The organism is Ralstonia edaphi (assembly GCF_958350185.1).
GTDB classification, from domain to species: Bacteria; Pseudomonadota; Gammaproteobacteria; order Burkholderiales; family Burkholderiaceae; genus Ralstonia; species Ralstonia edaphi.
The window spans coordinates 134630-159237 of record NZ_CATWHI010000003.1 but is presented as its reverse complement, the minus strand read 5'-3'; the positions used below and the strand labels follow the sequence as shown (position 1 = coordinate 159237).

Annotated in this window: 20 protein-coding genes and 1 tRNA gene; 11 read left to right on the top strand and 10 right to left on the bottom strand. The window is 65.2% G+C overall.

The annotated features are described in order from the left end of the window. Positions 1-10: 10 nt before the first annotated feature. The 4 genes from R2669_RS11135 to R2669_RS11120 all read right to left on the bottom strand — a co-directional run bounded on the left by R2669_RS11135 (position 11) and on the right by R2669_RS11120 (position 6319). Positions 11-2521, bottom strand: a complete 2511-nt coding sequence (locus tag R2669_RS11135) for an acyl-CoA dehydrogenase (protein ID WP_316900133.1) — start codon at positions 2519-2521, stop codon at positions 11-13. Positions 2522-2638: 117 nt separating this feature from the next. Then, on the bottom strand, positions 2639-3694 hold the full coding sequence (locus R2669_RS11130) for a TetR/AcrR family transcriptional regulator (RefSeq protein WP_316900131.1): 1056 nt from the start codon (positions 3692-3694) through the stop codon (positions 2639-2641). 257 nt (positions 3695-3951) lie between these two features. Next, complete coding sequence (locus tag R2669_RS11125) at positions 3952-4986, bottom strand: histone deacetylase family protein (protein WP_316900129.1); 1035 nt, start codon at positions 4984-4986, stop codon at positions 3952-3954. Positions 4987-5011: 25 nt separating this feature from the next. Then, positions 5012-6319: an MFS transporter gene (locus R2669_RS11120; protein ID WP_316900127.1), complete on the bottom strand. Its 1308-nt coding sequence runs from the start codon at positions 6317-6319 to the stop codon at positions 5012-5014. 130 nt (positions 6320-6449) lie between these two features. Between R2669_RS11120 and R2669_RS11115 the strand changes: the two genes are divergently transcribed. The 3 genes from R2669_RS11115 (at position 6450) to R2669_RS11105 (ending at position 10305) form a co-directional block, all read left to right on the top strand. Next, positions 6450-7454, top strand: a complete 1005-nt coding sequence (locus R2669_RS11115) for a LysR family transcriptional regulator (RefSeq protein WP_316888522.1) — start codon at positions 6450-6452, stop codon at positions 7452-7454. A gap of 131 nt (positions 7455-7585) precedes the next feature. Next, complete coding sequence (locus R2669_RS11110; RefSeq protein ID WP_316900124.1) at positions 7586-9265, top strand: DEAD/DEAH box helicase; 1680 nt, start codon at positions 7586-7588, stop codon at positions 9263-9265. A 5-nt stretch (positions 9266-9270) separates the two neighbouring features. Then, entirely contained in the window at positions 9271-10305 is a 1035-nt protein-coding gene (locus tag R2669_RS11105; protein WP_316900122.1) for a serine/threonine protein kinase, read from the top strand. Positions 10306-10338: 33 nt separating this feature from the next. Here the strand turns inward: R2669_RS11105 and R2669_RS11100 are convergent, their stop codons facing one another. Beyond that, entirely contained in the window at positions 10339-11244 is a 906-nt protein-coding gene (locus R2669_RS11100; protein WP_316900120.1) for a pirin family protein, read from the bottom strand. A gap of 149 nt (positions 11245-11393) precedes the next feature. Here R2669_RS11100 and R2669_RS11095 point away from each other — a divergent pair, with 149 nt between their 5' ends. From R2669_RS11095 to R2669_RS11085, 3 genes are all read left to right on the top strand, one after another. Beyond that, entirely contained in the window at positions 11394-12311 is a 918-nt protein-coding gene (locus R2669_RS11095; RefSeq protein ID WP_316900118.1) for a LysR family transcriptional regulator, read from the top strand. A 450-nt stretch (positions 12312-12761) separates the two neighbouring features. Further along, on the top strand, positions 12762-13502 hold the full coding sequence (locus tag R2669_RS11090; protein WP_147214398.1) for a response regulator transcription factor: 741 nt from the start codon (positions 12762-12764) through the stop codon (positions 13500-13502). A gap of 78 nt (positions 13503-13580) precedes the next feature. Beyond that, complete coding sequence (locus R2669_RS11085; RefSeq protein ID WP_316900116.1) at positions 13581-13913, top strand: cupin domain-containing protein; 333 nt, start codon at positions 13581-13583, stop codon at positions 13911-13913. On the opposite strand, the gene R2669_RS11080 is transcribed toward R2669_RS11085, so the two are convergent. Next, complete coding sequence (locus R2669_RS11080; RefSeq protein WP_316900114.1) at positions 13897-14472, bottom strand: hypothetical protein; 576 nt, start codon at positions 14470-14472, stop codon at positions 13897-13899. The genes R2669_RS11085 and R2669_RS11080 overlap by 17 nt on opposite strands. Before the next feature lie 19 nt (positions 14473-14491). Further along, on the bottom strand, positions 14492-15700 hold the full coding sequence (locus R2669_RS11075; RefSeq protein ID WP_316900113.1) for an FAD-dependent oxidoreductase: 1209 nt from the start codon (positions 15698-15700) through the stop codon (positions 14492-14494). A gap of 121 nt (positions 15701-15821) precedes the next feature. On the opposite strand from R2669_RS11075, the gene R2669_RS11070 reads away from it, so the two are divergent. From R2669_RS11070 to R2669_RS11060, 3 genes are all read left to right on the top strand, one after another. After that, positions 15822-16745 (top strand): LysR family transcriptional regulator, encoded by a 924-nt coding sequence (locus R2669_RS11070; protein WP_316900111.1) that lies wholly within the window; start codon positions 15822-15824, stop codon positions 16743-16745. A 139-nt stretch (positions 16746-16884) separates the two neighbouring features. Continuing rightward, a complete protein-coding gene (locus R2669_RS11065) occupies positions 16885-18219 on the top strand; it encodes an MFS transporter (RefSeq protein ID WP_316900110.1) in 1335 nt (444 codons plus the stop codon). Between the two features lie 31 nt (positions 18220-18250). After that, entirely contained in the window at positions 18251-19237 is a 987-nt protein-coding gene (locus R2669_RS11060) for a M14 family metallopeptidase (protein WP_316900109.1), read from the top strand. Here R2669_RS11060 and R2669_RS11055 read toward each other — a convergent pair. Continuing rightward, on the bottom strand, positions 19234-19902 hold the full coding sequence (locus R2669_RS11055) for a TetR/AcrR family transcriptional regulator (RefSeq protein WP_316900107.1): 669 nt from the start codon (positions 19900-19902) through the stop codon (positions 19234-19236). The two genes, R2669_RS11060 and R2669_RS11055, sit on opposite strands and share 4 nt — an antisense overlap. 107 nt (positions 19903-20009) lie before the next feature. Here R2669_RS11055 and R2669_RS11050 point away from each other — a divergent pair, with 107 nt between their 5' ends. Together R2669_RS11050 and R2669_RS11045 are read left to right on the top strand one after the other, a co-directional pair. Then, entirely contained in the window at positions 20010-21560 is a 1551-nt protein-coding gene (locus R2669_RS11050) for a flavin-containing monooxygenase (RefSeq protein WP_316900104.1), read from the top strand. Between the two features lie 23 nt (positions 21561-21583). Next, positions 21584-22540 (top strand): alpha/beta fold hydrolase, encoded by a 957-nt coding sequence (locus R2669_RS11045; protein ID WP_316900102.1) that lies wholly within the window; start codon positions 21584-21586, stop codon positions 22538-22540. 75 nt (positions 22541-22615) lie between these two features. On the opposite strand, the gene R2669_RS11040 is transcribed toward R2669_RS11045, so the two are convergent. Further along, positions 22616-22692, bottom strand: a tRNA-Met gene (locus tag R2669_RS11040). 48 nt (positions 22693-22740) lie between these two features. Next, complete coding sequence (locus R2669_RS11035) at positions 22741-24444, bottom strand: MFS transporter (protein WP_147214407.1); 1704 nt, start codon at positions 24442-24444, stop codon at positions 22741-22743. Positions 24445-24608 lie beyond the last annotated feature (164 nt).

Here is a 24608-nt window from a genome sequence, read left to right as displayed (position 1 = left end):
GCCCGGACCTTCAGGCCGCGCGGCGCTCGGCGGCCTGCAGGGCATCGAGCGCATCCTTGCGGCGCTGCAGGTCGGCCATCAGGTTGAAGTCGGGCGGGAAATCATCCACGGCGACCGCGTGTTCGCCGTAGCGCGCGTAGTCGCACAGCTGCTTGCGTTCGGTTTCGTCGATGAGGTGTTGTGCCACCGCTTGCGCCGTCCAGGCTTCGAAGTCGGGCAAGCTTTGCGGCACGGGCGGCAGCTTGCCTGCGCGGATGGCCGGTTTCAAGCGTTGCTCGATTGCATCCACAGCCGGCTGCAGGCGGAAGGCCGCTTCGCCATAGGCGATCGGGTCGACCTCGGGCGTCGGGCAGTACGAGTCGGCCAGCAGGCGATCGCGCACGGCGCCCGGTGTCTGCATCAGCTCGGCCACCTGCGCGGCCAGCGCATCGGACGGCTTGCGATACGGCGTACCGAACGGGAAGATCAGCGCGCGCAGCAGCGCCGCGATGCCCGCGTTCGGGAAGTTGGCCAGCACGCCGTCGAGCGCATCGTGCGCCTTCACCAGCGCGTCCTGCACGGACCAATGCACGAGCGGCGCGTCCTCTGCAGGGCGGCCTTCATCTTCAAAGCGTTTGAGCGTGGACGAAATCAGGTACATCTGCGAGAGGATGTCGCCCAGCCGCCCGGTGATGCTTTCGCGGCGCTTGAGCGTGCCGCCCAGCGTGAACATCGACACATCCGACAGCAGTGCCAGCGCCGTCGAGAAGCGGTTCACGGCGCGGTAATAGCGCTGCATTTCGGGTGCGGCGTTGCCCGGCGCGCTTCCCATGCGCCCGCCGGTGACCGCATGCAGGAAGGCACGCACGAGGTTGCCCGCGATGAACGCGCCGTGGCCGAACAGCGCGGTGTCGAACGCGCGCAGCGTCTCGGGTGAATCCGTGCCTTGCGCGGCCGTCATCTCGCGCAGCACATACGGATGGCAGCGGATCACGCCCTGCCCGAAGATGATCAGGCAGCGCGTCATGATGTTCGCGCCTTCCACCGTGATGGCGATCGGCACCTGCTGATACGCGCGCGCCAGGAAGTTGTTCGGGCCCATGCAGATGCCCTTGCCGCCGACGATGTCCATCGCATCGGTGACCACATCGCGCGCACGTTCGGTGACGTGGTACTTGGCAATGGCGGAGATGACCGAAGGTTTCTCGCCCAGGTCCACGGCCAGCGCAGACAAACGCCGCGCCGCATCCATCATGTACAGGTTGCCGCCCATGCGGCCCAGCGCTTCCTGGATCCCTTCGAACTTGCCGATGGGCGTACGGAACTGGCGTCGCACGGCGGCATAGGCGCCGGTGCTGCGCACGGCCAGCTTGGCCATGCCCACGTTGGACGAGGGCAGCGAAATCGCCCGCCCCGCTGCCAGACATTCCATCAGCATGCGCCAGCCGCGGCCGACCTGCGCCTGGCCGCCGATCACCCAGTCGATGGGGATGAACACGTCCTTGCCGGAGTTCGGGCCGTTCTGGAACACCGCATTGAGCGGCCAATGGCGGCGGCCGATGTTCACGCCCGGATGCTTCGTCGGGATGAGCGCGCAGGTAATGCCGGGCTCCTTGTCGCCACCGAGCAAGCCATCCGGATCGACTGCGCGAAACGCCAGCCCCAGCACCGTGGCGATGGGGCCGAGCGTGATGTAGCGCTTGCTCCATGTCACGCGAAAGCCGAGCGTCTCGCGGCCTTCGTGCATGCCGCGGCAGACCACGCCCACATCGGGAATGGCGGCGGCGTCGGAGCCGGCATACGCGTTGGTCAGCGCAAAGCAGGGGATTTCTTCACCGCGTGCGAGGCGCGGCAGGTAATGGTTCTTCTGCGCTTCGGTGCCGTAGTGCAGCAGCAGCTCGGCCGGCCCGAGCGAGTTGGGCACCATGACCGACACGGCTGCAGCCGAGCAGCGCGTCGACAGCTTCATGATGACCTGCGAATGCGCGTATGCCGAGAACCCTTTGCCGCCGTATTCCTTCGGGATGATCATGCCCAGGAAGCCGGCGCGCTTCGCATAGTCCCAAGCCTCGGGCGACAGGTCCTGCCAGATCTGCGTGCTTTCCCAATCGTTGGCAAGGTCGCAGAGTTTTTCGGTTTCGACGTCGAGGAAGGATTGCTCTTCCGCCGACAGCCGCGGCGGCGGCGAAGACAGCAGCCGCGACCAATTGGGCCGGCCCGAGAACAGCTCCGCATCCCACCAGACCGTGCCCGCTTCAATGGCGTCGCGCTCCGTTTGCGACATCTCCGGCATGATCTTGCGGAACATCGCCAGCACGGGGCGCGTGATGATCGCCCGGCGCAGCGGCTTGAGCGCCAGCACCAGCGCGGGCAGCACAAAGACGATGGCGAGCACCGTGGTCATTACCGGCCCCACGAGGCCCAGCCAGGCACCCGCGACGAGCCAAACAGCCGTTGCAACCAGCCAGGCGAATGCCGAGGCTTCCGTGCTGGCGAGGGCAAGCCCGCCGATGCAAAGCAGGACGATCCAGATCGTCGTCATGAGGGTCTCCATTCGATGCGTTGATGTGCCGGATGTCTCGAACATGCGGCGGCACCTGCCGAATGCCGGAGCGACTCCCGTGCCTGCACACGGGAGCGCTGCGCGGCGCCTGCGTTGTCAGGCGTTGGGGCTGCGCCAGGGGCGCATCGGGTTGGCCGGGAAGATGGCGCGTGCTGCGTTGCTCCGGCGAATCGCCAATGCCCGGGTGCGCGCGGTGGGGGCTCGGCCGTCGCCGTCGTCGCCATGAGAATCGTCGTGCTCGTCGGCACCCAGATCGTCGTGCTCGTCTGCGGCATCGTCGGCGCTGGCGCGTGCGGGTGTGCGGCCGAACAGGTCGCCGGCAAAAGGCGACGCGGCGCTGGGCGTCGCGCTGCGTTCGGTGCTGCGGCCATTGCCGTGCCCGGCGTGGCGACCGGAACCGCCGTTACCGCTGTCGTTGCCGCTGGGCGCATCGTCGGCCAGGGCTACGGGCGTGGGTACCTGCGCTTCGGCCAATTCGACCACCTGGTCGAGCGCGCCGGCCTCGCCGGGCAGCGGGGCGTTGAGCGTGGCCACCACCAGCGCCGTCAGGCGGGCCAGCAGCGAGGCATCGTTCATCGTCTTGCCCTGCGTGAACAGCGGCAGCAGGTTGTTGAGGTCGTCGCCGGCCAGCACGCCGGCAAGCGCCTTGAGCGCAAAGTGCAGGCGCCAGCCGAGTTCAGCGCGCGGCAGGTGCGGCAGCGCACGCGAGAAGGCTTCGAAGAAGCGATCGAACACCAGCGCGTAGTGGCCGAGCAGATAGTTCTGCACGAACGGCGAGGTGTCGGAATACACGCGCCCCATCAACCGCAGGAACGCGGGGCCTCCGGTGTCGGGGTTGCGCGCCATCTGCAGCGCCGGCACAAACAGCGCGCCGAGCACGTGGTCGCAAGTGAGCTGTTCCTTCGTCCAGCGTTCTTCGCACGCGGTCAGCAACGCCAGCCGGCGCGTGTTGAGCGGGTCGAGCCGCCGGCCCAGCACCGACTGCATCAACGCTTCCTTGCTGCCGAAGTGATAGTTGACCGCTGCCAGATTGACCTTGGCGCGCGCCGTGATCTGCCGCAACGACATCGCCTCGTAGCCGAACTCGATGAACAGCAGTTCGGTGGCTTCCAGAATGCGGCCCTTGGTGTCTCCTGCTCCAGGACGTCCCATGTCTCCTACCTCGTTTTTTTAGGCCTGATATCGGGTTCGATTGCTGCGGTGCAGCGCTCGAACGTACGATTCAAACGTGTGTATGGGGTTGCCCGGGCATGTTAGGAACAGACGTTTGAAAACGCCAAGTGCCCAATTCGAGCAACGCCTCTAGAGAGGAGGAGGTTGCCCCGGCAGCGTATAAAACGCCGGGGCTCAGAGGTGAGTGGGCGCAAACATCCAAAAGCCTAAAGGGAGGTTTGCGCCGGGTACCGGCATCAGCCTGCCGGCTGATGGGGCGTCTTCAGGCCGCCGAAGAATGCGGCAGCGTTTTGTGCAAGGGTGGAGAGGTGATAGCCGCCTTCCTGGACGACCAGCGTCGGCAGGCCGATCGCACCGACGGCCCGGCCAAGTCGGCCGAAGCCCTGTGTCGAAACGTCCACCTGCGATTGCGGATCTTCGCGATAGATGTCGAAGCCGAGCGACAGCACCAGCGCGTCGGGCTGAAAGCGTTCCAGTGCGGCAATCGCATCGCCGAGCTTGTCGAAGAACACCGATTCGGGCGAGCGGTGCGGCATCGGCAGGTTCACATTCAGCCCGAGGCCGTCGCCCATGCCGCACTCGTCGTCAAAGCCGGCAACCACCGGATAGAAGTTGGTTGGATCGCCATGAATGGAGACGTACAGCACGTCGGCACGGTCGTAGAAAATTTCCTGGATGCCCTGACCGTGATGCATGTCGGTGTCGAGGATGGCGACGCGCTTGAATTTGCGCCGCAGCGCCTGCGCGGCAACGGCGGCGTTGTTCAGGTAGCAGAAGCCGCCGGCTGCTTCGCGGCGCGCATGATGGCCCGGCGGGCGGCAGAGTGCGTAGGCCATGCGCTCGCCATTGAGGATGGCCTGTGCGCCGGCCGCCGCGCTTTGCGCCGACCAATACGCCGATCGCCACGTGTTCTCGCCGACGGGGCAACTGCCGTCTGCCAGATAGCGCGCGGCCTGGGCCAGCACGCCGCGCAGCGCATTCGGCTCGCGCACGAAGATGTTGGACATGACCTCATCGCCCCAGTCTTCGGGCAGGCGTTGCCACTCGGCATGGGCGTCCTGCAGAAAGCGCAGATAGGGCTCGCCGTGCACGGCGGTGAGCGGCGCAATGCCGTGGTCTTCGGGCCGCGCAATGGTGAAGCCGAGATCGCGCGCCGTCTGCAGCAAATTCAGCGCGCGCTCGGGCACTTCCTGCGGCGTGCGCATCTTGCCGCGCGAGTAGTAGCTCTGCGGATGGTGCAGAAGCTGTTCAGGATGAAAGAACGTCAGCATGGGTGAAACAGGGTGGGGAAAACCGTTATGCGCTGACGGTGTCGCCGGCCGTTGCGCGACCGCGTTGGCGCCCATCGATGGCCGCGATACACAGCAGCGAGATACCGGCGAGCAGCGTGTAGAACACCGCCAGCGGCCACCATTCGCCATGGAAGCGCTGCGCGAGGATGGTGCCGACCAGCGGCGTCAGCCCGCCCGCCACCGCGCCGCAGACTTGGTATGACAGCGAGATCGCCGAGTACCGCACGCGCGTCTCGAACACACCCGACACGAAGCCCGCGATCACCGAATAGAAGCTCGCCATGCACACCACGGCCAGCGCAATCCCCAGCACCATCAGCGGAGCCTGGCGCGTCTGCACCAGCAGGAACATCGGGTAGGGCGATGCCATCGCCATCAACGCCATCAGCTTGAGGAAGCGTGCGCCGCCAAGCTTTTCCGCCAGCCATGCCGCCAGCGGCTGCGCGAGAAACTGGATGAACGCCACCACGAAGAGGCAATCGAGAATCAGCGTTTTCGACAGCGACAGATACTGCGTCGTGTACGCGATCATGAACGTGTTGGTGAAGTACACGCCGGCAATGCCGATGGTGTTGGCGCCAATGCACAGCAGCACCGGCACGCGCGCCGTGCGCCAGACTTCGGCGATCGGCAGCTTGGCCGTCTTGCGCTGCGCCTGCACTTGCGCAAACTCGGGCGACTCGTTCACACCCAGGCGAATCGCCACGCCCACGAGCAGAAGCACCGCGCTTGCAAGGAACGGCAGACGCCAGCCCCAGTCCATGAACACGTCTTTCTCCATCGACGTGACGAGGCGGAAAGCCAGTAGCGAGAGAATCAACCCAGCCGGGCTGCCGAGCTGCGCGAACGACGCGAAGAACGTGCGACGCCCCTTGGGCGCGTGTTCGCCTGCCATCAGCACCGCGCCGCCCCATTCGCCGCCGACGGCAACGCCTTGCACCACACGCAGCAGCACCAGCAGCACCGGCGCGAGCGCACCGGCGGTGGCATACGTCGGCAGCAGGCCGATGCCGATCGTCGCCAGGCCCATCATCGTGAGCGTGATCATCAGCGCCTTCTTGCGGCCGATGCGGTCGCCCCAGTGGCCGAACACGATGCCGCCCAGCGGCCGCGCGAAGAAGCCGACGGCAAACGTGCCGAACGAAGCGAGCGTGCTCAAGAACGGATCGCCGCCCGGAAAGAACAGCGGCCCGAACACGAGCGCAGCGGCGGTGGCGTAGATGTAGAAGTCGTACCACTCGATCATGGTGCCGACAAAGGCGGCGGTGGCCGCACGCGCAGGCTGGCGCCCGCCGGGTTGAGACGGTTGCATGGTGTAGCTCCTCACTGGTTTTTTTAGCCCGCCGCTTCAAGGCGACGATGCGTGTTTATTGCCGGTTGACGGGTATTAGTCAAATTCTGAATACTTATTGTTTGTATAAGTTGGACTCATATTCCCCGCCATGGACCCGTCCGCTCTTGATCCCGCCCTCGTCAGCGACCGGCTCGACTGGAACCTGCTGCGCACCTTTCTCACCATCGTCCACGAGCGCAGCATCAGCCGTGCGGCGGTGCGGCTGCACATCACGCAGCCGGCGGTCAGCCTCGCGCTGCGGCGGCTCGAAGATCAGCTTGGCCACACGCTCATCGAGCGGCGTGGCTCTCACTTTCGCCTCACGCGCGTCGGCGAAGACGTATTGCGCATCGCCACCGACGTCTACGGCAATGTCGCGCGGCTCGGCTCGGAGCTTGGCGAACCGCAAGACGATGTGAGCGGCGTGCTGCATCTGCTGACCGTCAGCCGCATCCAATCGGGCGTGTACGACGAATGCCTGGCGGCGTTTCACCGACATCACCCGCGCGTGGATCTGCAGGTGGAAGTCATGCGCAGCACGGACATCCTCGATGCGCTCGCGCAAAAGCGCGCCGGCATTGGGCTCAGCCTGTGCCGCACGCCGAGCGAAAAGCTCGAGCGGCAACTGTTCCTGCGCCAGCGCTACGCCGTGTTCTGCGGGCGGCACCATCGGTTGTTCGGGCGGCCGGGCTTGTCGATCAGTGACTTGCTCGGCGAAAACTTTGTCTCGTTCATGAGCGACCAATTGGGCGATGCGCTGTCGCCGCTCGCGGTGTTCCGCGATCAGCAGGGATTCACCGGCCGCATCGTCGCCACGTCGCCGAGCCTGGACGAGATCAAGCGGCTCGTGTTTGCGGGCTATGGGATCGGCTGCCTGCCGGAGCACATCGTGGCGGACGATCTGGCGCAGCAGCGCTTGTGGCGGCTGCCGCCAGAAGAGGGCGTTGCCGACATCGACCTGTACCTGATGTGGCACAGGGAGCGCCGTCTGGCGCCGGCCGAAGAAGCGTTCCTGGCGCATTTCCGGCGGTATATGGCGCGGTATTCGCTGGCGGAACGGTTGGGCGATGTGGTGAATGCGCCCTTGGCGGCATTGCGGGCACCGGTGGGGTAAACACCATCACCTGTTAAACTAGCGCCCTTCTTGCAGTCCCCGGGGTCCAGTCGCCCCGTCACCTACCCAGGCTTTGTCCACGATTGGCGCACGAACGAATGCGCGGGACACGCCGGTCCAATCGCTTTTCCATGTCGTTTTCCGAACTAGGCTTGTCAGACAAGCTGGTACGTGCCGTGGCCGAACTCGGCTACGCAGAACCCACTCCGATTCAACGCCAGGCCATCCCCGCCATCCTCAAGGGCGGTGACCTGCTCGCCGGTGCACAGACCGGCACCGGCAAGACCGCCGGTTTCACGCTGCCGCTGCTGCATCGCCTGTCTGCATCGCAGCCCAACAAGGTGCAAACGCCGCAGGGCATGCGCTTTCCGATCCGTGCGCTGGTGCTGACGCCCACGCGGGAACTGGCCGCGCAGGTGGAAGAAAGCGTGCGCGCCTATGGCAAATACCTGCCGCTGAAGTCGATGGTGATGTTTGGCGGCGTCGGCATCAACCCGCAGATCGATGCGCTCAAGCGCGGCGTCGATATCGTCGTGGCCACGCCGGGCCGTCTGCTTGACCACGTCGGTCAGCGGACCATCGATCTGTCGCACATTGAACTGCTGGTGTTGGACGAAGCCGATCGCATGCTCGACATGGGCTTCATCCACGACATCCGCAAGATCCTCAACATCCTGCCGCCGAAGCGTCAGAACCTGCTGTTCTCGGCAACGTTCTCCGACGACATTCGCGAACTGGCCGACCGTCTGCTCGACAAGCCGGCGCTGATCGAAGTCGCACGCCGCAACACGACGGCCGAGACGGTCGAGCAACGCATCTATCCGGTCGACCGCGAGCGCAAGCGCGAACTGCTCGCCAAGCTCGTGCGCGACAACGACTGGCATCAGGTGCTGGTCTTCACGCGCACCAAGCACGGCGCGAACCGCCTGGCCGAGCAGCTCACGCGCGACGGCATCCCCGCGCTGGCCATTCACGGTAACAAGAGCCAATCGGCACGCACGCGCGCGCTGACGGAGTTCAAGGCCGGGACGCTGCGCGTGCTGGTTGCGACCGACATCGCCGCGCGCGGCATCGACATCGACCAGCTGCCGCACGTCGTCAACTTCGACCTGCCGAACGTGCCGGAAGACTACGTGCACCGTATCGGCCGCACGGGCCGCGCGGGTGCGCAGGGCGAGGCGATTTCGCTCGTCTGCGTGGACGAGCATGGCCTGCTGCGCGACATTGAGCGCCTCATCAAGCGCGAACTGCCGCGCACCGTGCTGGAAGGTTTCGAGCCGGACCCGACCATCGCGGCGGAGCCGATTCCGAACGGGCGCAACTCGGCGGGTCGTGGCGGCAACGCGCGCGGTGGCCGTCCGGGCGGTGGCCGCAGCCAGCAGCCACGCCAGGCCAGCGGCAACGCTACCCCGCGCGAGCCGCGTGCTCCGCGTGAGCCTCGCGAACCGCGTCGCGAGTCGAGCGGCAACGGCCAGGGGCAGGCACAGAATCAAGGCCAAGGCCAGGGTCGAAATGGTGGCGGCAGCCGCCAGCGCCAGGCGCAAGGCCAACGCGACGGCCAAGCCGCGCCCAAGCCGCGCAATGGCCACGGTGCCGGCAACGGCCAATCGCAAGCGCGCGGCCAGCGTCAGGGCAACGGTCAAGGCCAGGGCCAAGGCAATGGCAATGGACAAGGCGGGCAGGGCGGTCAACAACGCCGTGCATCGAACACGCAAGCCGCGCAGCCGGCCCACAAGGGGCAGCCGGCCAAGCAGCCGTTCAATGGTTTGTTCGCCAAGGCGGCTGCGTTGCTCGGCGGTCGTAAAGCCTGACGTTCATGCACGACGACGGCCCACCCGCATCAGCTGACGCGCCCTACGACGGCCTGACGCCAGACAGCATCCTGGATGCGCTGGCGGAGGTCGGGCTGATGCCGGACGGCCGCATGTTCGCGCTCAACAGCTACGAAAACCGCGTGTACCAGGTCGGCGTGGAAGACAGCGCGCCGGTGGTGGCCAAGTTCTACCGCCCCGGCCGCTGGACCGACACGCAGATCGTCGAAGAGCACACCTTTACGGCGGAACTGGCAGCGGCGGAAATCCCCGTGATCGCGCCGCTGGAAATCGATGGCCGCACGCTGCACGCGTTCGAACGCTGGCACTTCGCGGTCTTCCCGCGCTGCGCGGGCCGCGTGCCCGCCATTGACCAGGACGACACGCTCGAATGGATGGGCCGCTTCCTTGGCCGCATCCATGCCGTCGGCGCGCAGCGGCCGTTCATGGCCCGTCCGGCGCTCGACATCGACACCTTCGGCGTGCAATCGCGCGACTGGCTGCTCGAACACGATTTCATTCCGCCCGATTTGTTGCCGGCGTGGCGAAGCGTCGCCGACGCTGCCCTCGACGGCGTGCGCCGCTGCTACGACCGCGCAGGCGACGTTTCGCTGCTGCGCCTGCACGGCGATTGCCACGCCTCGAACGTGCTGTGGATCGAAGAGGCCGACGCCAAGCAGGGTGATCCGCTGCGCAGCGCCGGCCCGCATTTCGTCGATTTTGACGACAGCCGCACCGGCCCCGCCGTGCAGGACTTGTGGATGCTGCTCTCGGGCGATCGCGCATCGATGCAGTCGCAGCTCGCCAGCCTGCTGGCCGGCTACGAAGACTTCTGCGAATTCGATACGCGCGAGCTGTATCTGGTGGAAGCGCTACGCACGCTGCGCTTGCTGCACTACAGCGCGTGGCTGGCGCGCCGGTGGAATGATCCGGCGTTTCCCGCTGCGTTTCCGTGGTTCAACACGCAACGCTATTGGCAGGACCGGGTATTGGAATTGCGCGAGCAGATCGCGCTGTTGGATGAACCGCCGCTCTGGTGACACCGAGCGGCGGTTTTTCTTTGAGGCTAGGGCTTAGGCGAACTTGCCGGCCTGGAAGTCACGCACGGCCTGGAAGATTTCTTCCTGCGTGTTCATCACGAACGGGCCGTATTGCGCGATCGACTCGTTCAGCGGCTTGCCGGCCACCAGTAGCACGCGCGCCTCGGCATCGCCTGCACGGATGACCACACCGTCGCTGCCCTCCGTGTTGGCGAGGATGGCCATCTGCTTGTCTTCCACGCGCTGCAGTCCGGCGTTGCCGGCTGCTTCGGCGTCGCCCACCAGCGCACTGCCACGGAACACATAGACGAATGCGTTGTGTCCGGCCGGCAACGCCTGCGCAAACGACGCCCCTGCCGGCAGCGTGACGTCGAGGTACAGCGGTTGTGTCGCTTCACGCGTCATCGCGCCTTGCACACCGTGCGATTCACCGGCGATCACGCGTACGGCCACGCCGTCTTCCGTCGTGAACTCGGGAATCTCGTTCGACGGGATGTCGCGGTACCACGGCGTCGTCATCTTGTCGCGGGCAGGCAGGTTCAGCCACAGCTGGAAGCCTTCCATCACGCCGTCTTCCTGTTCCGGCATTTCCGAGTGGACGACGCCGCTGCCGGCCGTCATCCACTGCACGCCGCCGTGTTGCAGGAGGCCTTCGTGACCGGCGCTGTCGCGGTGGCGCATGCGGCCCGCGATCATGTACGTCACCGTTTCAAAGCCGCGGTGCGGATGGTCGGGAAAACCGGCCAGATAGTCGTTCGGGTCGTCACTGCGAAATGCGTCCAGCATCAGGAACGGATCGAGCCGGCGTTGCAGGTTGTTCGTCAGCACGCGGGTGAGCTTCACGCCGGCACCGTCCGAGGTGGGACGGCCGGTGATGATGCGTTCCACGCGGCGGCCACGTTGCACGGGCTGCACTTGCGGTTGCACGAGGGTTTCCATGTTGTTCTCCTGAAATTCGGCATTTGTCATACGCCAAATGTAGGGTAGTTGCCTCGTCTGCACTAGTCGGTTATTGTGGGAAAAAATGTTGCTCCAGACGAGACAATAACCATTCCGGCCGGCGCGCATCACGATAAGAGGAGGAAACCATGGATCTGAACCAATTGGCGCTGTTCGTGCGCGTGGTCGAAGCGGGGAGCTTCACGGCAGCGGCAACGCGGCTCGATTTGCCGAAATCGTCCGTCAGCCGCGGCATTGCCGCGCTTGAACAGGATTTGAACGTGCGACTGTTACAGCGCACCACGCGCACGCTCCATCTGACGGACGCCGGCCAGAGCCTGTACCAGGTAGCGTCGCACGCACTGGAAGACATCGAACGTGCCACGACCTGCGCTGGGGAGTTGCAGGACCTGCCGCGCGGCAAGGTCCGGATTACGTCTTCCGAAGACGTCGGACGCCTGCTGGTGGCGCCCGTGGCGGCGCGCTTCATGCAGCAGTATCCGGACATCGATCTGGACGTCGTGCTGACGCCGCGCAATGTCGATCTCGTGCAGGAAGGGTTTGACCTTGCTGTCCGCGTGGGGCGCTTGGCCGACAGTTCGCTGGTGGCGCGGTCGCTTGGCGTGTTGCGCATCGGCCTGTTTGCCTCGCCCGATTACCTGCAGCGCCGCGGTGCGCCCGACACAGTGCAAGCGCTGGCCGACCATTGCTGCCTCGATTTTCGCGGTACCGGCCGCGGCGAAACGCAATGGCGCCTCGTCGGCCCCGATGGCCTGAAAACCGTGGTCGTGCGCGCCCGCCTGAATGCCGACAGCCTGATCTACCTGGAAACGTTGATCGCGTCGGGCGCCGGGATCGGTCCGCTACCGCTGTACGCGAGTGCCGTGGCGCGCGCCAACGCGCCGCTACCGCGCTTGGTGCGCGTGCTGCCCGACTATGCGACCAGCGGAGAACCGATCAACCTCGTCACACCGTCCGCTCGGTTCGTTCCCAAACGCGTCCGCCTGCTGATCGACATGCTGACCGAGTCGATTCGGCAAGAACTCGAAAACGCCGATCCCACCTGAGTGTCGCGACCGGAACGCGGGCGCGTCAAATGTTGTCACGAGTGCTCCGGTCACGCATATCCCACGGCATCATGCGCTTCGCATGTGCGGACCAGTACGTCGGACCCTCCTTGACGTCATCCCCCGTAAGCGTCGCAGTGTTTCCCCCCGGTGCACTGCGATGTGTCCGGCACATGCGACCCTTGGGTGTTTCCGATCCCGTCACGTTGTGGGAAGCACCGCCGCCCGGACCTCGTTGTCCGGGCTTTTTTTTTGTCCGGATTCCGTGGATATGGCGTCGGGTGGCTCAAGGGTCTTTACAAATTAGGACTCTTCTCATGGTTCGTAGCAAACCCCGCCATGAAAATTGCCGGCACGTAACACATGCAACGGATCGCCGATGGGTTGGGCGCTATCAACGCCAGCTCCAGCCTCCTGGCACGCATGTGCACAATTTCCATGGAGCCCGACATGCGTATCGCCTTGCTCGAAGACGACCCCTTCCAAAGCGAAGTCATCGTCCAGATACTGTCCCAATCGGGGCACGACGTGATGACGTACAACGATGGCGCAACGTTGCTGCGCATGCTCGGCCGCGCGTCGTACGACATGCTGATTCTCGACTGGCACACGCCCGGGATGCTCGGTATCGACGTGCTGAGCGTGGTGCGCAGTCGCCACCGGGAAGTGCTGCCGATCCTGTTCGTCACGGCTGAAGAAGGCGAGAAGAGCCTGGTGCGCGCACTCACGCAAGGCGCCGATGACTACATCGCCAAACCGTTCCGCATCGCTGAACTGCGTGCGCGTGTCGATGCGCTGCTGCGTCGTTCCTATCCGATTCCATATGGCCGCCTGCCGTTCGCGGTGGGGCCGTACCATTTCAGCCCGCAGCGACAGCAGGTCACGTTGCACGGCGAGCGGGTGACGCTGACGGCGATCGAATTCCAACTGGCATTGCTGCTGTTCTCGAACGTGGGCCGCACGCTTTCGCGCGACCACATCTTTGGGCAGGTGTGGGGCCGAAATTCCTCGGAGTACACGCGCACGATCGATAGCCACGTCTCCCGCATCCGCATGAAGCTGAATATCGAACCCGAGAACGAGGTGCGACTGGTTGCGGTGTACAAACACGGTTACCGGGTGGATCACTTGAAGCCGGCCGACGACATCAATGCGCTGTCCGACATGGACGTCGCATCGTACGGGGCCTGAGCGGGAGCGGATTGATCTGCGCGGGAGGGGCGTCACCGCAGGAATGCGGGGCGCCCTTTTTTTCGTTCATTGGCTGGTATGCTCGGCACCTCTCATTCTTTGGGCGAGGCCGGTGTGCCGCTTGTGAATCTCAATGCAGAGGCCGAAGCGCTGCCGCGCGCATGGTCGTCTCGCGTGCTGGAGCGTTTTGGCGGTGCCAACTTCAAGGTGCTGCGCATGGATGGCACGACGTATCCCGACGAAGTGCACGACTATGCCGAAGGCCTGCTGGTGATCGATGGCGAGTTGCGCCTGCGCATCCACGACCAAGCGGTGACGGTCTCGCGCGGTGAGCTGTACGTGGTGCCTGCCGGCGTGCCGCACAGCGTGGACGCCGGCAGCGCCGGCACGCTGGTCATTCTGGACGTGTAAGCGGGGCGTCGTCTGCCTCCGCAAGCTGCTTGATTCGCTGCAGCATCATCCGGCGGATCAGCCCGCTCGGAATGCGGATCAGCAACCAGTAAGGCGTGAAGCGGCGGCGCGCCTTGGTGCTGCAGCAATGCACGCACGTGCGCGTGGTCAGCAGCGTGCCGGCGCCATCGGCCAGAGCGACGAACGTCATGACCAGCTTGGCGACATCGGGGTCGGAGAACGCGCGAAATGCACTGGCTTCCACGCGAATGAGCCCGCCGGCGGCCTCCCAGAAACGGCCCACCAAGCCTACGGCAAATTCCTGATTTCCATCGCGGCCGAGAACCGTGAAATCGTGCAGGCCGAATCCGGCGTCGATCCGGCGCGCACTGGGCCTGCCCAGCGCGGCGGCGATGCGCGCCGGGATGGCGCGCAGATGCAGGAATAGCTTGGCCACCGGGAAATCGGTGACATCGAGTTGCGAGACCATGTCGAGCACGCGTGCCGGGCATGCGTTGACGCGTATATGGTGCTGCTCGCTGAATTGATGCTCGGGAAGGAAGGTCTGCAACAGGCTCATGGCGATGGATGGCGTCGTGTTATGCCTGGGGCTTTTCGCTGGCAGCGGAGGAAGCCGCAGCCGGAGCAAATGCGGCATCGCGTGCGGGCGGTTCTGCCAGGCTGCGTTTCATCAGCCATGCGACACCGGGTACGCGCAAGCCGGTGGCAAACACCACGTCTCGGATCCAACCGCCGTATTGCGCCTGGAAGCATGGCGTCAGCGCGCGGCTTAGCGTCTGGTAGGCCTGCACGGTCCGCAGACGGCGGGCGTGGTAGGCGAGCGCGCCATCGGCGGCACCATGGACCTGCACGCATGCCGCCAGTGCGAGCGCATCCTGCGCGGCCAGCGTGGTCCCCAGGCCGAGTTGCGGGCTCATGGCATGCGCGGCATCGCCGATGACGCAGTAGGGCGGTTTGGCCAACGCGCGCGGCCACGTGTGGCGATAGACGGCAAAAGGCATATCGTCGTGCGAGCCGATCTGCTCCACCATGGGCGCGGCTTGCGGCCACAGGCTCAGCACGTGTGCCTTCCACTGTGTGATGTCGGTCTGGCGCCAGGCGTCGACGGCATCGCCGGGGAGGCTCCAGAACATCGACAAACGTGTGCGGTTGCCATCCACTTCGGTGGGCAGCAGGCCCATCATCTCGCGCGTGCCGCGAAAGCGCTGCTGCAGCACGCGCGGGTTCCAGCCATCCACCCATCCTTGAAACCACAGCGTGCCCCATCGGTAGGTGCTCGACGGGCCGGCCAGGCCTGCGGGCTCACGCAGCGCAGAGGCCGCGCCATCGGCAATCACAAACAGGTCGAAGATGGATTCGCCCTGCGTGTGCCCGACCCGCGCACGCGGGCCATCACCAAGCAATTGCTGGATCGTGCAACCAAAGTGGAATGCTGCACCGGCATGCACGGCGGCGTCGTACAGCATGGACGACAGCGCGTGCCGCGTGACGGCGCGGCCGGGCGTCTCGGCGTAGTCGATGTCGAGCAGACGCCAGCCGCGATGGCTCAGACCGATCAGTCGATCGATCGGCGCGCCGATGCCCTCGAGCTCACGGCCCACGCCGAGCGCCTCCAGCGCGCGGATGCCCTGCGGCTGGATCAGCAGGCCCGCGCCCATGGCGGTCAGCTGCGGGTGCTTTTCGAAGACGTGCACGTCGTGCCCCTGGCGGGCAAACGCGAGGGCGGCGGCGAGGCCGGCGTTACCGGCGCCGGCAATGCCGATGGAGAGCGGGCGGGGTGCGGACATGAAGGCGTGGCGGATCGTTTGCTCAAGATGATAACGATACGGCACGCACGTTAAGGCTGTTCGTGCAGGCTGCGGAGATAATGCGCAGACCTCCCGCCCACCCCACAAGACCGGACGCGCCATGCAGATCAAATGGCTGGAAGACTTCAAGGAACTGGCCAAGACGCGCAGCTTCAGCCGCGCCGCCGAGAACCGCAACGTCACGCACCCCGCATTCGGCCGCCGGATCAAGGCGCTGGAAGAATGGGTGGGCACCGCGCTGGTCGAGCGCAGCGAGCATCCGGTCACGCTGACGGCGGCGGGGCGCTTGTTTCTGGATGCAGCGGCCAATGCCGTCGACGGCCTGAACGATGCGCGCCTGCTGCTGCGAGAGGCGCAATTGCCCGTGGCGCTCAAGATCGGCACGGGGCGCACGCTGGCGCGCACGTTCGTGCCCGGCTGGTATGAAACGCTGGCACGCCAGCGCGGCGTGTTTCCGCTCAGCGTGACGACAGGCGGCACGCAGGAAGGCGTGTTGGCACTTGCCGATGGCACCGTCGATTTGCTGATCGCCTACGCCAGCCCGCAGGCCGATGCGTTGCTCGATCCGCGCAAGTACGACCATTGCCTGCTGGGCAGCGAGACGCTCGTGCCGGTGAGCGCCCCCGACAAGCGCGGCCGCCCGCGCTTCACGCTGCCCGGTTCGGCCGCTGCGCCGCTGCCGTGGCTGGCCTTTGCGCGGGGGCTGACGTTGCGGCAGATGCTGGACAGCCATCTGGCCGCCGCTGATCGCAAGGCGCATCTGCAGCCTGTGTTCCAGGCGGATTTTTACGAAGCGGTGGAAGAGATGGCCTTGCGTGGATTCGGCATGGCGTGGCTGCCGTATCGGCTGGCCAGGCCGCATCTGAACGCGGGTGAACTGCGCCCCGCTGGCGACGACGCCTGGCACATCCACGTCAACATCCGCATGATGCGGGTGCGCAGCAACCAGAGCGTGCTGCTCGACGAGGTGTGGCAACGGGCCGTCGATAACGCCAATGCCAACGTCCGCGCCGATCTCGCCTGAGGCGCATCGCAAAAAGCCCAACCTTGTGCCGAAACGGCACAAACCGCCTCGGCGCGGCACCTAGACTCCTCCGCAACCTTCGCCCGCCAGCGCTGTTCGGCAAGACAGGCGGATCGGCACAGACCACGGGGAGACAACCATGCCAGCCCACACCCTCAACGCGAGCGGCGCAGCAGCACGCGCCGCCGACACCCATCGACATCCCGCGCCCTGGCGCGCCGTGCTGGCTGCCAGCGTCGGCAACGCGCTCGAATACTACGATCTGCTGATCTACGGCTATTTCGCCATCACCATCGGCAAGCTGTTCTTCCCGACGGGCGATGCGTGGAGTTCGCTGATGCTCTCCGTCGGCACCTTTGGCGTGTCGTTCATCATGCGGCCGCTCGGTTCGATGGTGCTCGGCAGCTATGCAGACCGCGTGGGCCGCAAGGCCGCGCTGACGTGGTCGATCCTGCTGATGATGCTGGGCACGGCGATGATCGCGTTCGCGCCGACATACGCATCGATCGGTCTATGGTCGCCGGCCATCGTGATCGTGGCGCGGCTGCTGCAGGGCTTTTCGGCCGGCGGAGAATTCGGATCTGCCACGGCGTTCATGATCGAGCACGCCAACGGCAAGCGCATGGGCTACAACGCGAGCTGGCAGGCCGCCACGCAGGGTCTCGCCACATTGCTTGCAGCGGGACTGAGTGCGTGGATCACCTACGCACTGACTCCCGCGCAGGTGGAGTCATGGGGCTGGCGTGTGGCGTTCCTGTTCGGCTTGCTGATCGGGCCGATTGGCGTCTACATCCGCCGCCATACGCCGGAAACGCCGGAGTTCGTGGCCATGCAGGCGGAAGCGCCGGCCGCGCTGCAGGAGCGCTCGCCGCTGCGCGACACGCTCACGCAGGGTTTGCCGGGGCTACTGCTGGGCGCGGGGGTGGTCGTGGCCGTCACCGCATTCAACTACGTGCAGAAGGTCTACATGCCGACCTATGCCATCAATCAACTCCACATCGCGACCAGTGCATCGCTGGTCTGCACGATGATCACGGGCGCGATGCTGATGATCATGGCGCCGGCGTTCGGCCTGCTGGCGGATCGTTTCGGCAGCATCCGCGTGGTGTCGATTGCGATGGTGGTGATTGCGCTGTCGACGTATCCGATGTTTGCCACGCTGGTCGCACAGCCGACGTTCTGGACGCTGCTGGTCATGCAGGCCATCGTTGGTGTATTGCTCGCAGCCATCCTGGCGCCGCTGCCAGCGTTGCTCGCCGACATTTTCCCGACGCGTACACGCGGCACGGGCCTGGCGCTGAGCTACAACCTGTCGGTAACGATCTTTGGCGGATTCTCGCCGCTGATCGTCACGTGGCTGATCGGTGTCACGCACATCAAGACGTCGCCAAGTTTTTATGTGTTTGCGACCACGCTGATCAGCCTGGCCTCGCTGTGGATGCTGCGCGGGCGCGCTCGTGCGGCCCGGACCTGAACAGACTTATCGTCACACCGAAGGATTTCGCATGATGACCCTGGAGGCGCTGCGCGCCACGCTCCCGGTCTACCCGATCGAGTTGCACAAACCTGATATCCGCCGTTGGAAAACCGGTACGCACGGTATTGATTACGTTCATACGTTCGACAGCGGAATGCCCGGCCCGCACGTCATGATCAATGCACTCACGCATGGCAACGAGCTGTGCGGTGCGATTGCCGTGGATGCGCTGCTGGGCGCCGGCGTGCGTCCGGCACGTGGCAGGCTTACGCTGTCATTCGCCAACGTCGAGGCGTATGAGCGCTTCGATATCAACGACCCGGATGCCACGCGCTTCATCGACGAAGACCTGAATCGCGTGTGGTCTGCGGACAAGCTGGATGGCCCGGGCAACACGCTGGAACTGCGCCGCGCGCGCGAGTTGCGCCCGGTGATCGACACGGTGGATTACCTGCTCGATATCCACTCGATGCATGAGAAGGCCGAGCCGCTGATGCTGACCGGTCCGCATGCCAAAGGCGTCGCATTGGGCCGCCAGGTCGGTGCGCCTACGCATCTGATGATCGATGCCGGCCATGCTGCCGGCCGCCGCCTGCGCGACTACGGCGGCTTTGGCGATGCCGCCAGTACGAAGAACGCGCTGCTGATCGAATGCGGTCAGCACTTCGAGCGCGTGAGCCGCGATGTGGCGCTGGATGCGTGCGCGCGCTTCCTGGTGGCGCTGGGCACCGTCGATGCATCTACGGTATCGGAATGGCTGGGCATGGCGCCTGCGCTGGACGTGCGCTGCATTCGCGTGACGGATCCGGTCGTCGCCAACTCCACGGCGTTCCGCTTTGTGGACGACTATCGCGGCATGGAAACCATCGCGCGCGCCGGCACCGTCATCGCCACCGATGGCGAATCGAACATCGTCACGCCATACGACAACTGCGTGCTGCTGCAGCCGTCGCTGCGGCATCTGGCGCCCGGCGTGACCGTGGTCCGGCTCGGCAAACCGGAAGGCGGGGCTTAAGCGCCGAGCATGGCGCGCAACGTGCCGAGCACGACCTGGCGGCAGTTGCGCACCATCTTCTCTTCGGGGTCTCGATAGCCGGTCAGAAGCCACGCTGCACCGACGTTGGTCAAGGCGCCCACCAGCGCCAGGCCGATGATGCGTTGGTCGGCGCGCAGCTCGGCGTCGTCGTCATCCGGGGCGCCGGGCAGTTGGGCATTCGCCATGATCTGCCTGCCAAACTCCAGCAGGTTGCGCTGGTAGGTCGCGTCCGTTTCGGGGCTCACGCCCATCACTTCGAGCAGCAGCACGCGCGCCGCGCAGGGGTCACGCAAGAACGCGAAAAACGCGTGCAGGCCGGCGTCGACACGTGCCTCCAGCGTGTTGCCGACGGCGGCGGTGGCGTCCGACACCTGTGCGCGCAAGTCTTCGGCATGCTGCTGGTAGGTCGCACGCAGCAGGGCTTCGGTACTGTCGAACGCGGCGTAGAAATACCGATCATTGAGCTTCGCTTCCTGGCAGATCGCGCGCACGGTGGCCTTGCGAAAGCCCACCGTGCCGAACACGCGGGTGCCAGCGCGGATCAACGCATCGCGGCGCTCTGCTGCGCGTGCCTCCGGCGGCACACCGCCGTACGGGCGGCCTTTTCTGGCGGGTGCGTCGGCTGTTTCAAGTGTTTTCTCCATTTCGCTATTTGACGTCAGGACGCCCGAAAATTAAAGTGGTGACGAATCACACCACATTTAAGGCGAACTTTGCCACGCCCGCAGCCGGGTCGCGAACAGGAGACCGCATGGACACGACGATGGAGCACAGCGCCAGCCGGGCCGCGCCCCGCAACCGGGCAGCCGCGCCGGATACCGACCTTGACGTGCTCATCGTCGGCGCGGGCCTTTCGGGTATTGGCGCGGCGTATCACCTGCGCGAGCGCTGCCCGTCGGCGCGTTTCACCATCCTCGAAGGGCGCGAAACCATCGGCGGCACGTGGGACTTGTTCCGCTATCCGGGCATCCGCTCGGACTCCGACATGTTCACGCTCGGCTACAGCTTCCGGCCGTGGCACAGCAGCAAGGCCATCTCTGACGGCCAGACGATTCTCGATTACATCCGCGATACCGCGCGCGTGTTCGGCATCGACAAGTCGATCCGTTTCCGCCACAAGGTGACGGCCGCGAGCTGGGATTCCACCGCCGCGCGCTGGACCGTGCAGGCGCTGCGCAGCGCTGGCACGCACGAGGAGCCGGTGCAGTTCACCTGCAAGTTTCTCTACATGTGCAGCGGCTACTACGACTACGAAGAGGGCCACGCGCCGACGTGGCCCGAGATGGACACGTTCCAGGGCCGCATCGTCCATCCGCAGCACTGGCCGAACGATCTGTCGTACGCGGGCAAGCGCGTGGTGGTGATCGGCAGCGGCGCCACGGCCGTCACGCTGGTGCCCGCGATGGCCGGCACCGCGCAGCACGTGACGATGCTGCAGCGCTCGCCCACGTACATCGTGTCGCGGCCTGAGCAGGATGCCGTGGCCAACACGTTGCGCCGCTGGTTGCCGTCGGGCCTCGCTCACCGGCTGGTGCGCACGAAGAACGTGCTGCTGACGATGTACTTCTACAGCCTCGCGCGTCGCAAGCCGAAGGCATTCAAAGATTTCATCATCCGCATGGCCGGCAAGCAGATCGGCCCCGGCTTCGACGTGCGCAAACATCTGACCCCGCGCTACAACCCCTGGGACCAGCGCCTGTGTCTCGTGCCGGATGGCGATCTGTTCAAGACGATCCGCGCGGGCAAGGCCTCGATTGCGACGGACGAAATCGCACGCTTCACGCCGGCCGGTCTGCAGCTCAAGAGCGGTGAACATCTCGACGCCGACGTGATCGTCACGGCCACGGGGCTCAAGCTGAAGGTGCTGGGCGGGGCGGCCATCACCGTCGACGGACGTGCCGTGAATCTGGCCGAGACGGTGTCGTACAAGGGCATGATGTACAGCGGCGTGCCGAACCTGGCGTCGTCGTTCGGCTATACGAATGCCTCGTGGACGTTGAAGGCCGAGCTGATTGCGCAATACGTCTGCCGGCTGCACAACCACATGCAGGCCAACGGTTTCGATACCTGCGTGCCCCGTCTTGATGACGAAGCCATGAGCCGCGAGCCCGCCGTCGATCTGACGTCCGGCTACATCCAGCGCGCGGCGGCCATCCTGCCCAAACAGGGTGACAAGCAGCCGTGGAAGTCGTATCAGAACTACGCGCGCGATCTGATGATGCTGAAGTTCGGCACACTGGCCGACAGCGCCATGCAGTTTGAACGCCGCGCGCAACCGATCGGCGCGGCGCAGCCCGCTTAACCGCCTCCCGCTTTGGGGACACTATGACCAGCATCGTTCTTGGCGTCATCGCGCTTGCCGTGCTTGCGCCTGTTGCGTTGACGTTTTTCATCGCCCGCCGCGTCACCAAGGGGTTTCCGCCCGAAGGCAAGTTCCTCGACATAGGGGCGGATCGCGTGCATTACACCGATCGGGGCGCAGGGCCGGCCATCGTATTCGTGCACGGCCTGTGTGGGAATCTGCGCAACTTTGCCTACCTGGATATGGAACGGCTGGCGCGCTCACACCGCGTGATCGTGATCGACCGGCCGGGGGCAGGGCGCTCTGTGCGCGGTGCGGATTCGCCGGCCAATATCTACGCGCAGGCGCGCATGGTCGCGCAGTGCATCGAGAAGCTTGGGCTCGACAAGCCGGTGCTGGTGGGGCATTCGCTTGGCGGGGCCATTTCACTGGCGGTGGGGCTGAACCATCCGCAAGTCATTCGCCGGCTCGCGTTGATCGCGCCGCTCACGCATGCAGAGAGCGCGCCGCCCGGTGCGTTCGGCGGCCTCGTGTTGCCGTCGCCGCTGGTGCGCAGGCTGGTGTCATGGACGCTGGCGATCCCGCTGTCGATCATCAACTCGCGCAAAGCCATCGCTGCAGTGTTCGCGCCCGAGTCCATGCCGAAGGATTTCCCGTTCAAGGGCGGCGGTCTGCTGGGGCTGCGTCCGCACGTGTTCTATGCGGCATCGTCGGATCTGGTCGCTGCCCCGGAAGATCTGCCCGACATGGAGCGCCGTTATGCCTCGATGACGGTGCCTGTCGACGTGTTGTACGGCCGCGGAGACCGCATCCTCAACGTCAAACGCCAGGGCGAAGCGCTCAAGCAGAAGCTGGATCGTGTGAACCTGCGCATCATCGACGGCGGCCATATGCTGCCCGTGACGCAACCGGCGTTGACGACGGATTGGGTGTTGGCGGTGGCCGCCGAGGCGCCTGTGCAAGCCAGGGCGCTTGCGTAATGTGATGACCCCGGCGGCGGCCAGGGCTGCAGCAGAAAAGCAAAAAGCCCTGCCGAAGCAGGGCTTTTTGGTATTTGGTGGCGAATCAGGGACTCGAACCCCGGACCTGCGGATTATGATTCCGTCGCTCTAACCGACTGAGCTAATTCGCCGAAGAAGCGGGATTCTACCGTCTTCGGCGAATATGTCAACCCCCTGCGTCAGTCGTTGCGATAAATATCCACATCCTTGGTCTCGCGCACGAACAGCACACCGATCACGAAGGTGATGGCCGCGATCCAGATCGGGTACCACAGACCGTGGTAGATATTGCCGTTCTGGGCCACCAGGGCGAACGAGATGGTCGGCAGCAGGCCCCCGAACCAGCCGTTGCCGATGTGATACGGCAGCGACATCGACGAGTACCGGATGCGCGTCGGGAACATCTCCACCAGCATCGCTGCGATCGGGCCGTAGACCATGGTCACGTAGATCACCAGGATCACCAGGATCACCAGCACCATGACCGTGTTCATCTGGGCGGGATCGGCCTTGGCGGGGTAGTTGGCCGCCTTGAGCGACTCGCTCACCTGCTTCTTGAAGTCGGCGATCTTCGTCTTGCTGTCGGCGTCGAAACTCTGACCGTCCGGCGTACGGGTGGCGTTGAGCGAGCTGATCTGCTTACCCGCGATCGACACCGAGGCCACCGTGCCGGCCGGGCCTTCCACCGTCTCGTAGCTGGCCGATGCCTGCGCCAGCGTACGCTTGGCGATGTCGCACGACGAGCGGAAGTCCACCTCGCGGGCGATCGGGCTGCCCTGGAACGAGCACTCCTTCGGATCGACCGTGATGGTGATCTGCGCGGTCTGCTGGGCACGCTCCAGCGCCGGATTGGCGTAGTGCGTGAGCGCCTTGAACAGCGGGAAGTAGGTCAGCACCGCCAGCAGGCAGCCGGCCATGATGATCTTCTTGCGGCCGATGCGGTCCGACAGCGAGCCGAAGAACACGAAGAACGGCGTGCCGATGGCGAGCGCCACGGCAATCAGCACGTTGGCCGTGAAGGCGTCGACCTTCAGCACCTGTGTGAGGAAGAACAGCGCGTAGAACTGGCCCGTGTACCAGACCACAGCCTGGCCGGCGGTCAGGCCGATCAGCGCCAGGATCACGATCTTCAGGTTGCGCCATTGGCCGAACGCTTCCGTCAGCGGGGCCTTGGAGGTCTTGCCCTCGGCCTTCATCTTCTGGAATGCCGGCGATTCGCTCATCGACAGGCGGATGTACACCGACGTGGCGAGCAGCAGAATCGACACCAGGAACGGGATGCGCCAGCCCCAGTCGTCGAACGCCTTGCCGGTCAGTTCGCGCACGGCCAGGATGACGACCAGCGAGAGGAACAAGCCCAGCGTGGCCGTCGTCTGGATCCATGACGTGTACGCGCCGCGGCGGCCGTGCGGGGCATGCTCGGCGACATACGTGGCAGCGCCGCCGTACTCGCCGCCCAGCGCCAGACCTTGCAGCATGCGCAGCGCGATCAGGATGATCGGCGCGGTGACGCCAATCGTGCCGTATGACGGAAGCAGGCCGACGATGAACGTCGACGTACCCATGATGACGATGGTGACCAGGAACGTGTACTTGCGCCCGATCATGTCGCCCAGACGGCCGAACACCAGCGCGCCGAACGGGCGTACCAGGAAGCCAGCGGCAAACGCCAGCAACGCAAAGATGAAGCCCGCCGTGGGGTCCAGGCCCGAGAAGAACTGCTTGGCGATGATGGCCGCCAACGAGCCGTAGAGATAGAAGTCGTACCACTCGAACACCGTCCCCAGCGACGAGGCGAAGATGACCTTCTTCTCCTCCTTCGTCATGGGCGCGGGCTGCACGCGCCCGGCGGGCGCGTTCGGTGCACTTTGCACGGTTGCCATGTTGTCTCCTGTTTTTGTCGTAGGTCGTCCCGCTGGGCACTGACATGACAACGCAAACGCTTTTCGCCCGCGGAAGTGTCAAGGATTGTGGGAGCCGAAACTTACGGCGTTCTGACAGGCATGTGCCTTTCGATGCACGCGAGGGGCGGTTCCGATCTCAAAGA

Bases quoted from the DNA above. Each gene is read 5' to 3' on its own strand.
- R2669_RS11050 (WP_316900104.1), top strand. From the start codon at position 20,010: ATGGACACGACGATGGAGCACAGCGCCAGCCGGGCCGCGCCCCGCAAC.
- R2669_RS11105 (WP_316900122.1), top strand. From the start codon at position 9,271: ATGCACGACGACGGCCCACCCGCATCAGCTGACGCGCCCTACGACGGC.
- R2669_RS11110 (WP_316900124.1), top strand. From the start codon at position 7,586: ATGTCGTTTTCCGAACTAGGCTTGTCAGACAAGCTGGTACGTGCCGTG.
- R2669_RS11085 (WP_316900116.1), top strand. From the start codon at position 13,581: ATGCTCGGCACCTCTCATTCTTTGGGCGAGGCCGGTGTGCCGCTTGTG.
- R2669_RS11130 (WP_316900131.1), bottom strand. From the start codon at position 3,694: ATGGGACGTCCTGGAGCAGGAGACACCAAGGGCCGCATTCTGGAAGCC.
- R2669_RS11055 (WP_316900107.1), bottom strand. From the start codon at position 19,902: ATGGAGAAAACACTTGAAACAGCCGACGCACCCGCCAGAAAAGGCCGC.
- R2669_RS11120 (WP_316900127.1), bottom strand. From the start codon at position 6,319: ATGCAACCGTCTCAACCCGGCGGGCGCCAGCCTGCGCGTGCGGCCACC.
- R2669_RS11035 (WP_147214407.1), bottom strand. From the start codon at position 24,444: ATGGCAACCGTGCAAAGTGCACCGAACGCGCCCGCCGGGCGCGTGCAG.
- R2669_RS11080 (WP_316900114.1), bottom strand. From the start codon at position 14,472: ATGAGCCTGTTGCAGACCTTCCTTCCCGAGCATCAATTCAGCGAGCAG.
- R2669_RS11070 (WP_316900111.1), top strand. From the start codon at position 15,822: ATGCAGATCAAATGGCTGGAAGACTTCAAGGAACTGGCCAAGACGCGC.
- R2669_RS11060 (WP_316900109.1), top strand. From the start codon at position 18,251: ATGATGACCCTGGAGGCGCTGCGCGCCACGCTCCCGGTCTACCCGATC.
- R2669_RS11065 (WP_316900110.1), top strand. From the start codon at position 16,885: ATGCCAGCCCACACCCTCAACGCGAGCGGCGCAGCAGCACGCGCCGCC.
- R2669_RS11095 (WP_316900118.1), top strand. From the start codon at position 11,394: ATGGATCTGAACCAATTGGCGCTGTTCGTGCGCGTGGTCGAAGCGGGG.
- R2669_RS11125 (WP_316900129.1), bottom strand. From the start codon at position 4,986: ATGCTGACGTTCTTTCATCCTGAACAGCTTCTGCACCATCCGCAGAGC.
- R2669_RS11045 (WP_316900102.1), top strand. From the start codon at position 21,584: ATGACCAGCATCGTTCTTGGCGTCATCGCGCTTGCCGTGCTTGCGCCT.
- R2669_RS11075 (WP_316900113.1), bottom strand. From the start codon at position 15,700: ATGTCCGCACCCCGCCCGCTCTCCATCGGCATTGCCGGCGCCGGTAAC.
- R2669_RS11100 (WP_316900120.1), bottom strand. From the start codon at position 11,244: ATGGAAACCCTCGTGCAACCGCAAGTGCAGCCCGTGCAACGTGGCCGC.
- R2669_RS11115 (WP_316888522.1), top strand. From the start codon at position 6,450: ATGGACCCGTCCGCTCTTGATCCCGCCCTCGTCAGCGACCGGCTCGAC.
- R2669_RS11135 (WP_316900133.1), bottom strand. From the start codon at position 2,521: ATGACGACGATCTGGATCGTCCTGCTTTGCATCGGCGGGCTTGCCCTC.
- R2669_RS11090 (WP_147214398.1), top strand. From the start codon at position 12,762: ATGCGTATCGCCTTGCTCGAAGACGACCCCTTCCAAAGCGAAGTCATC.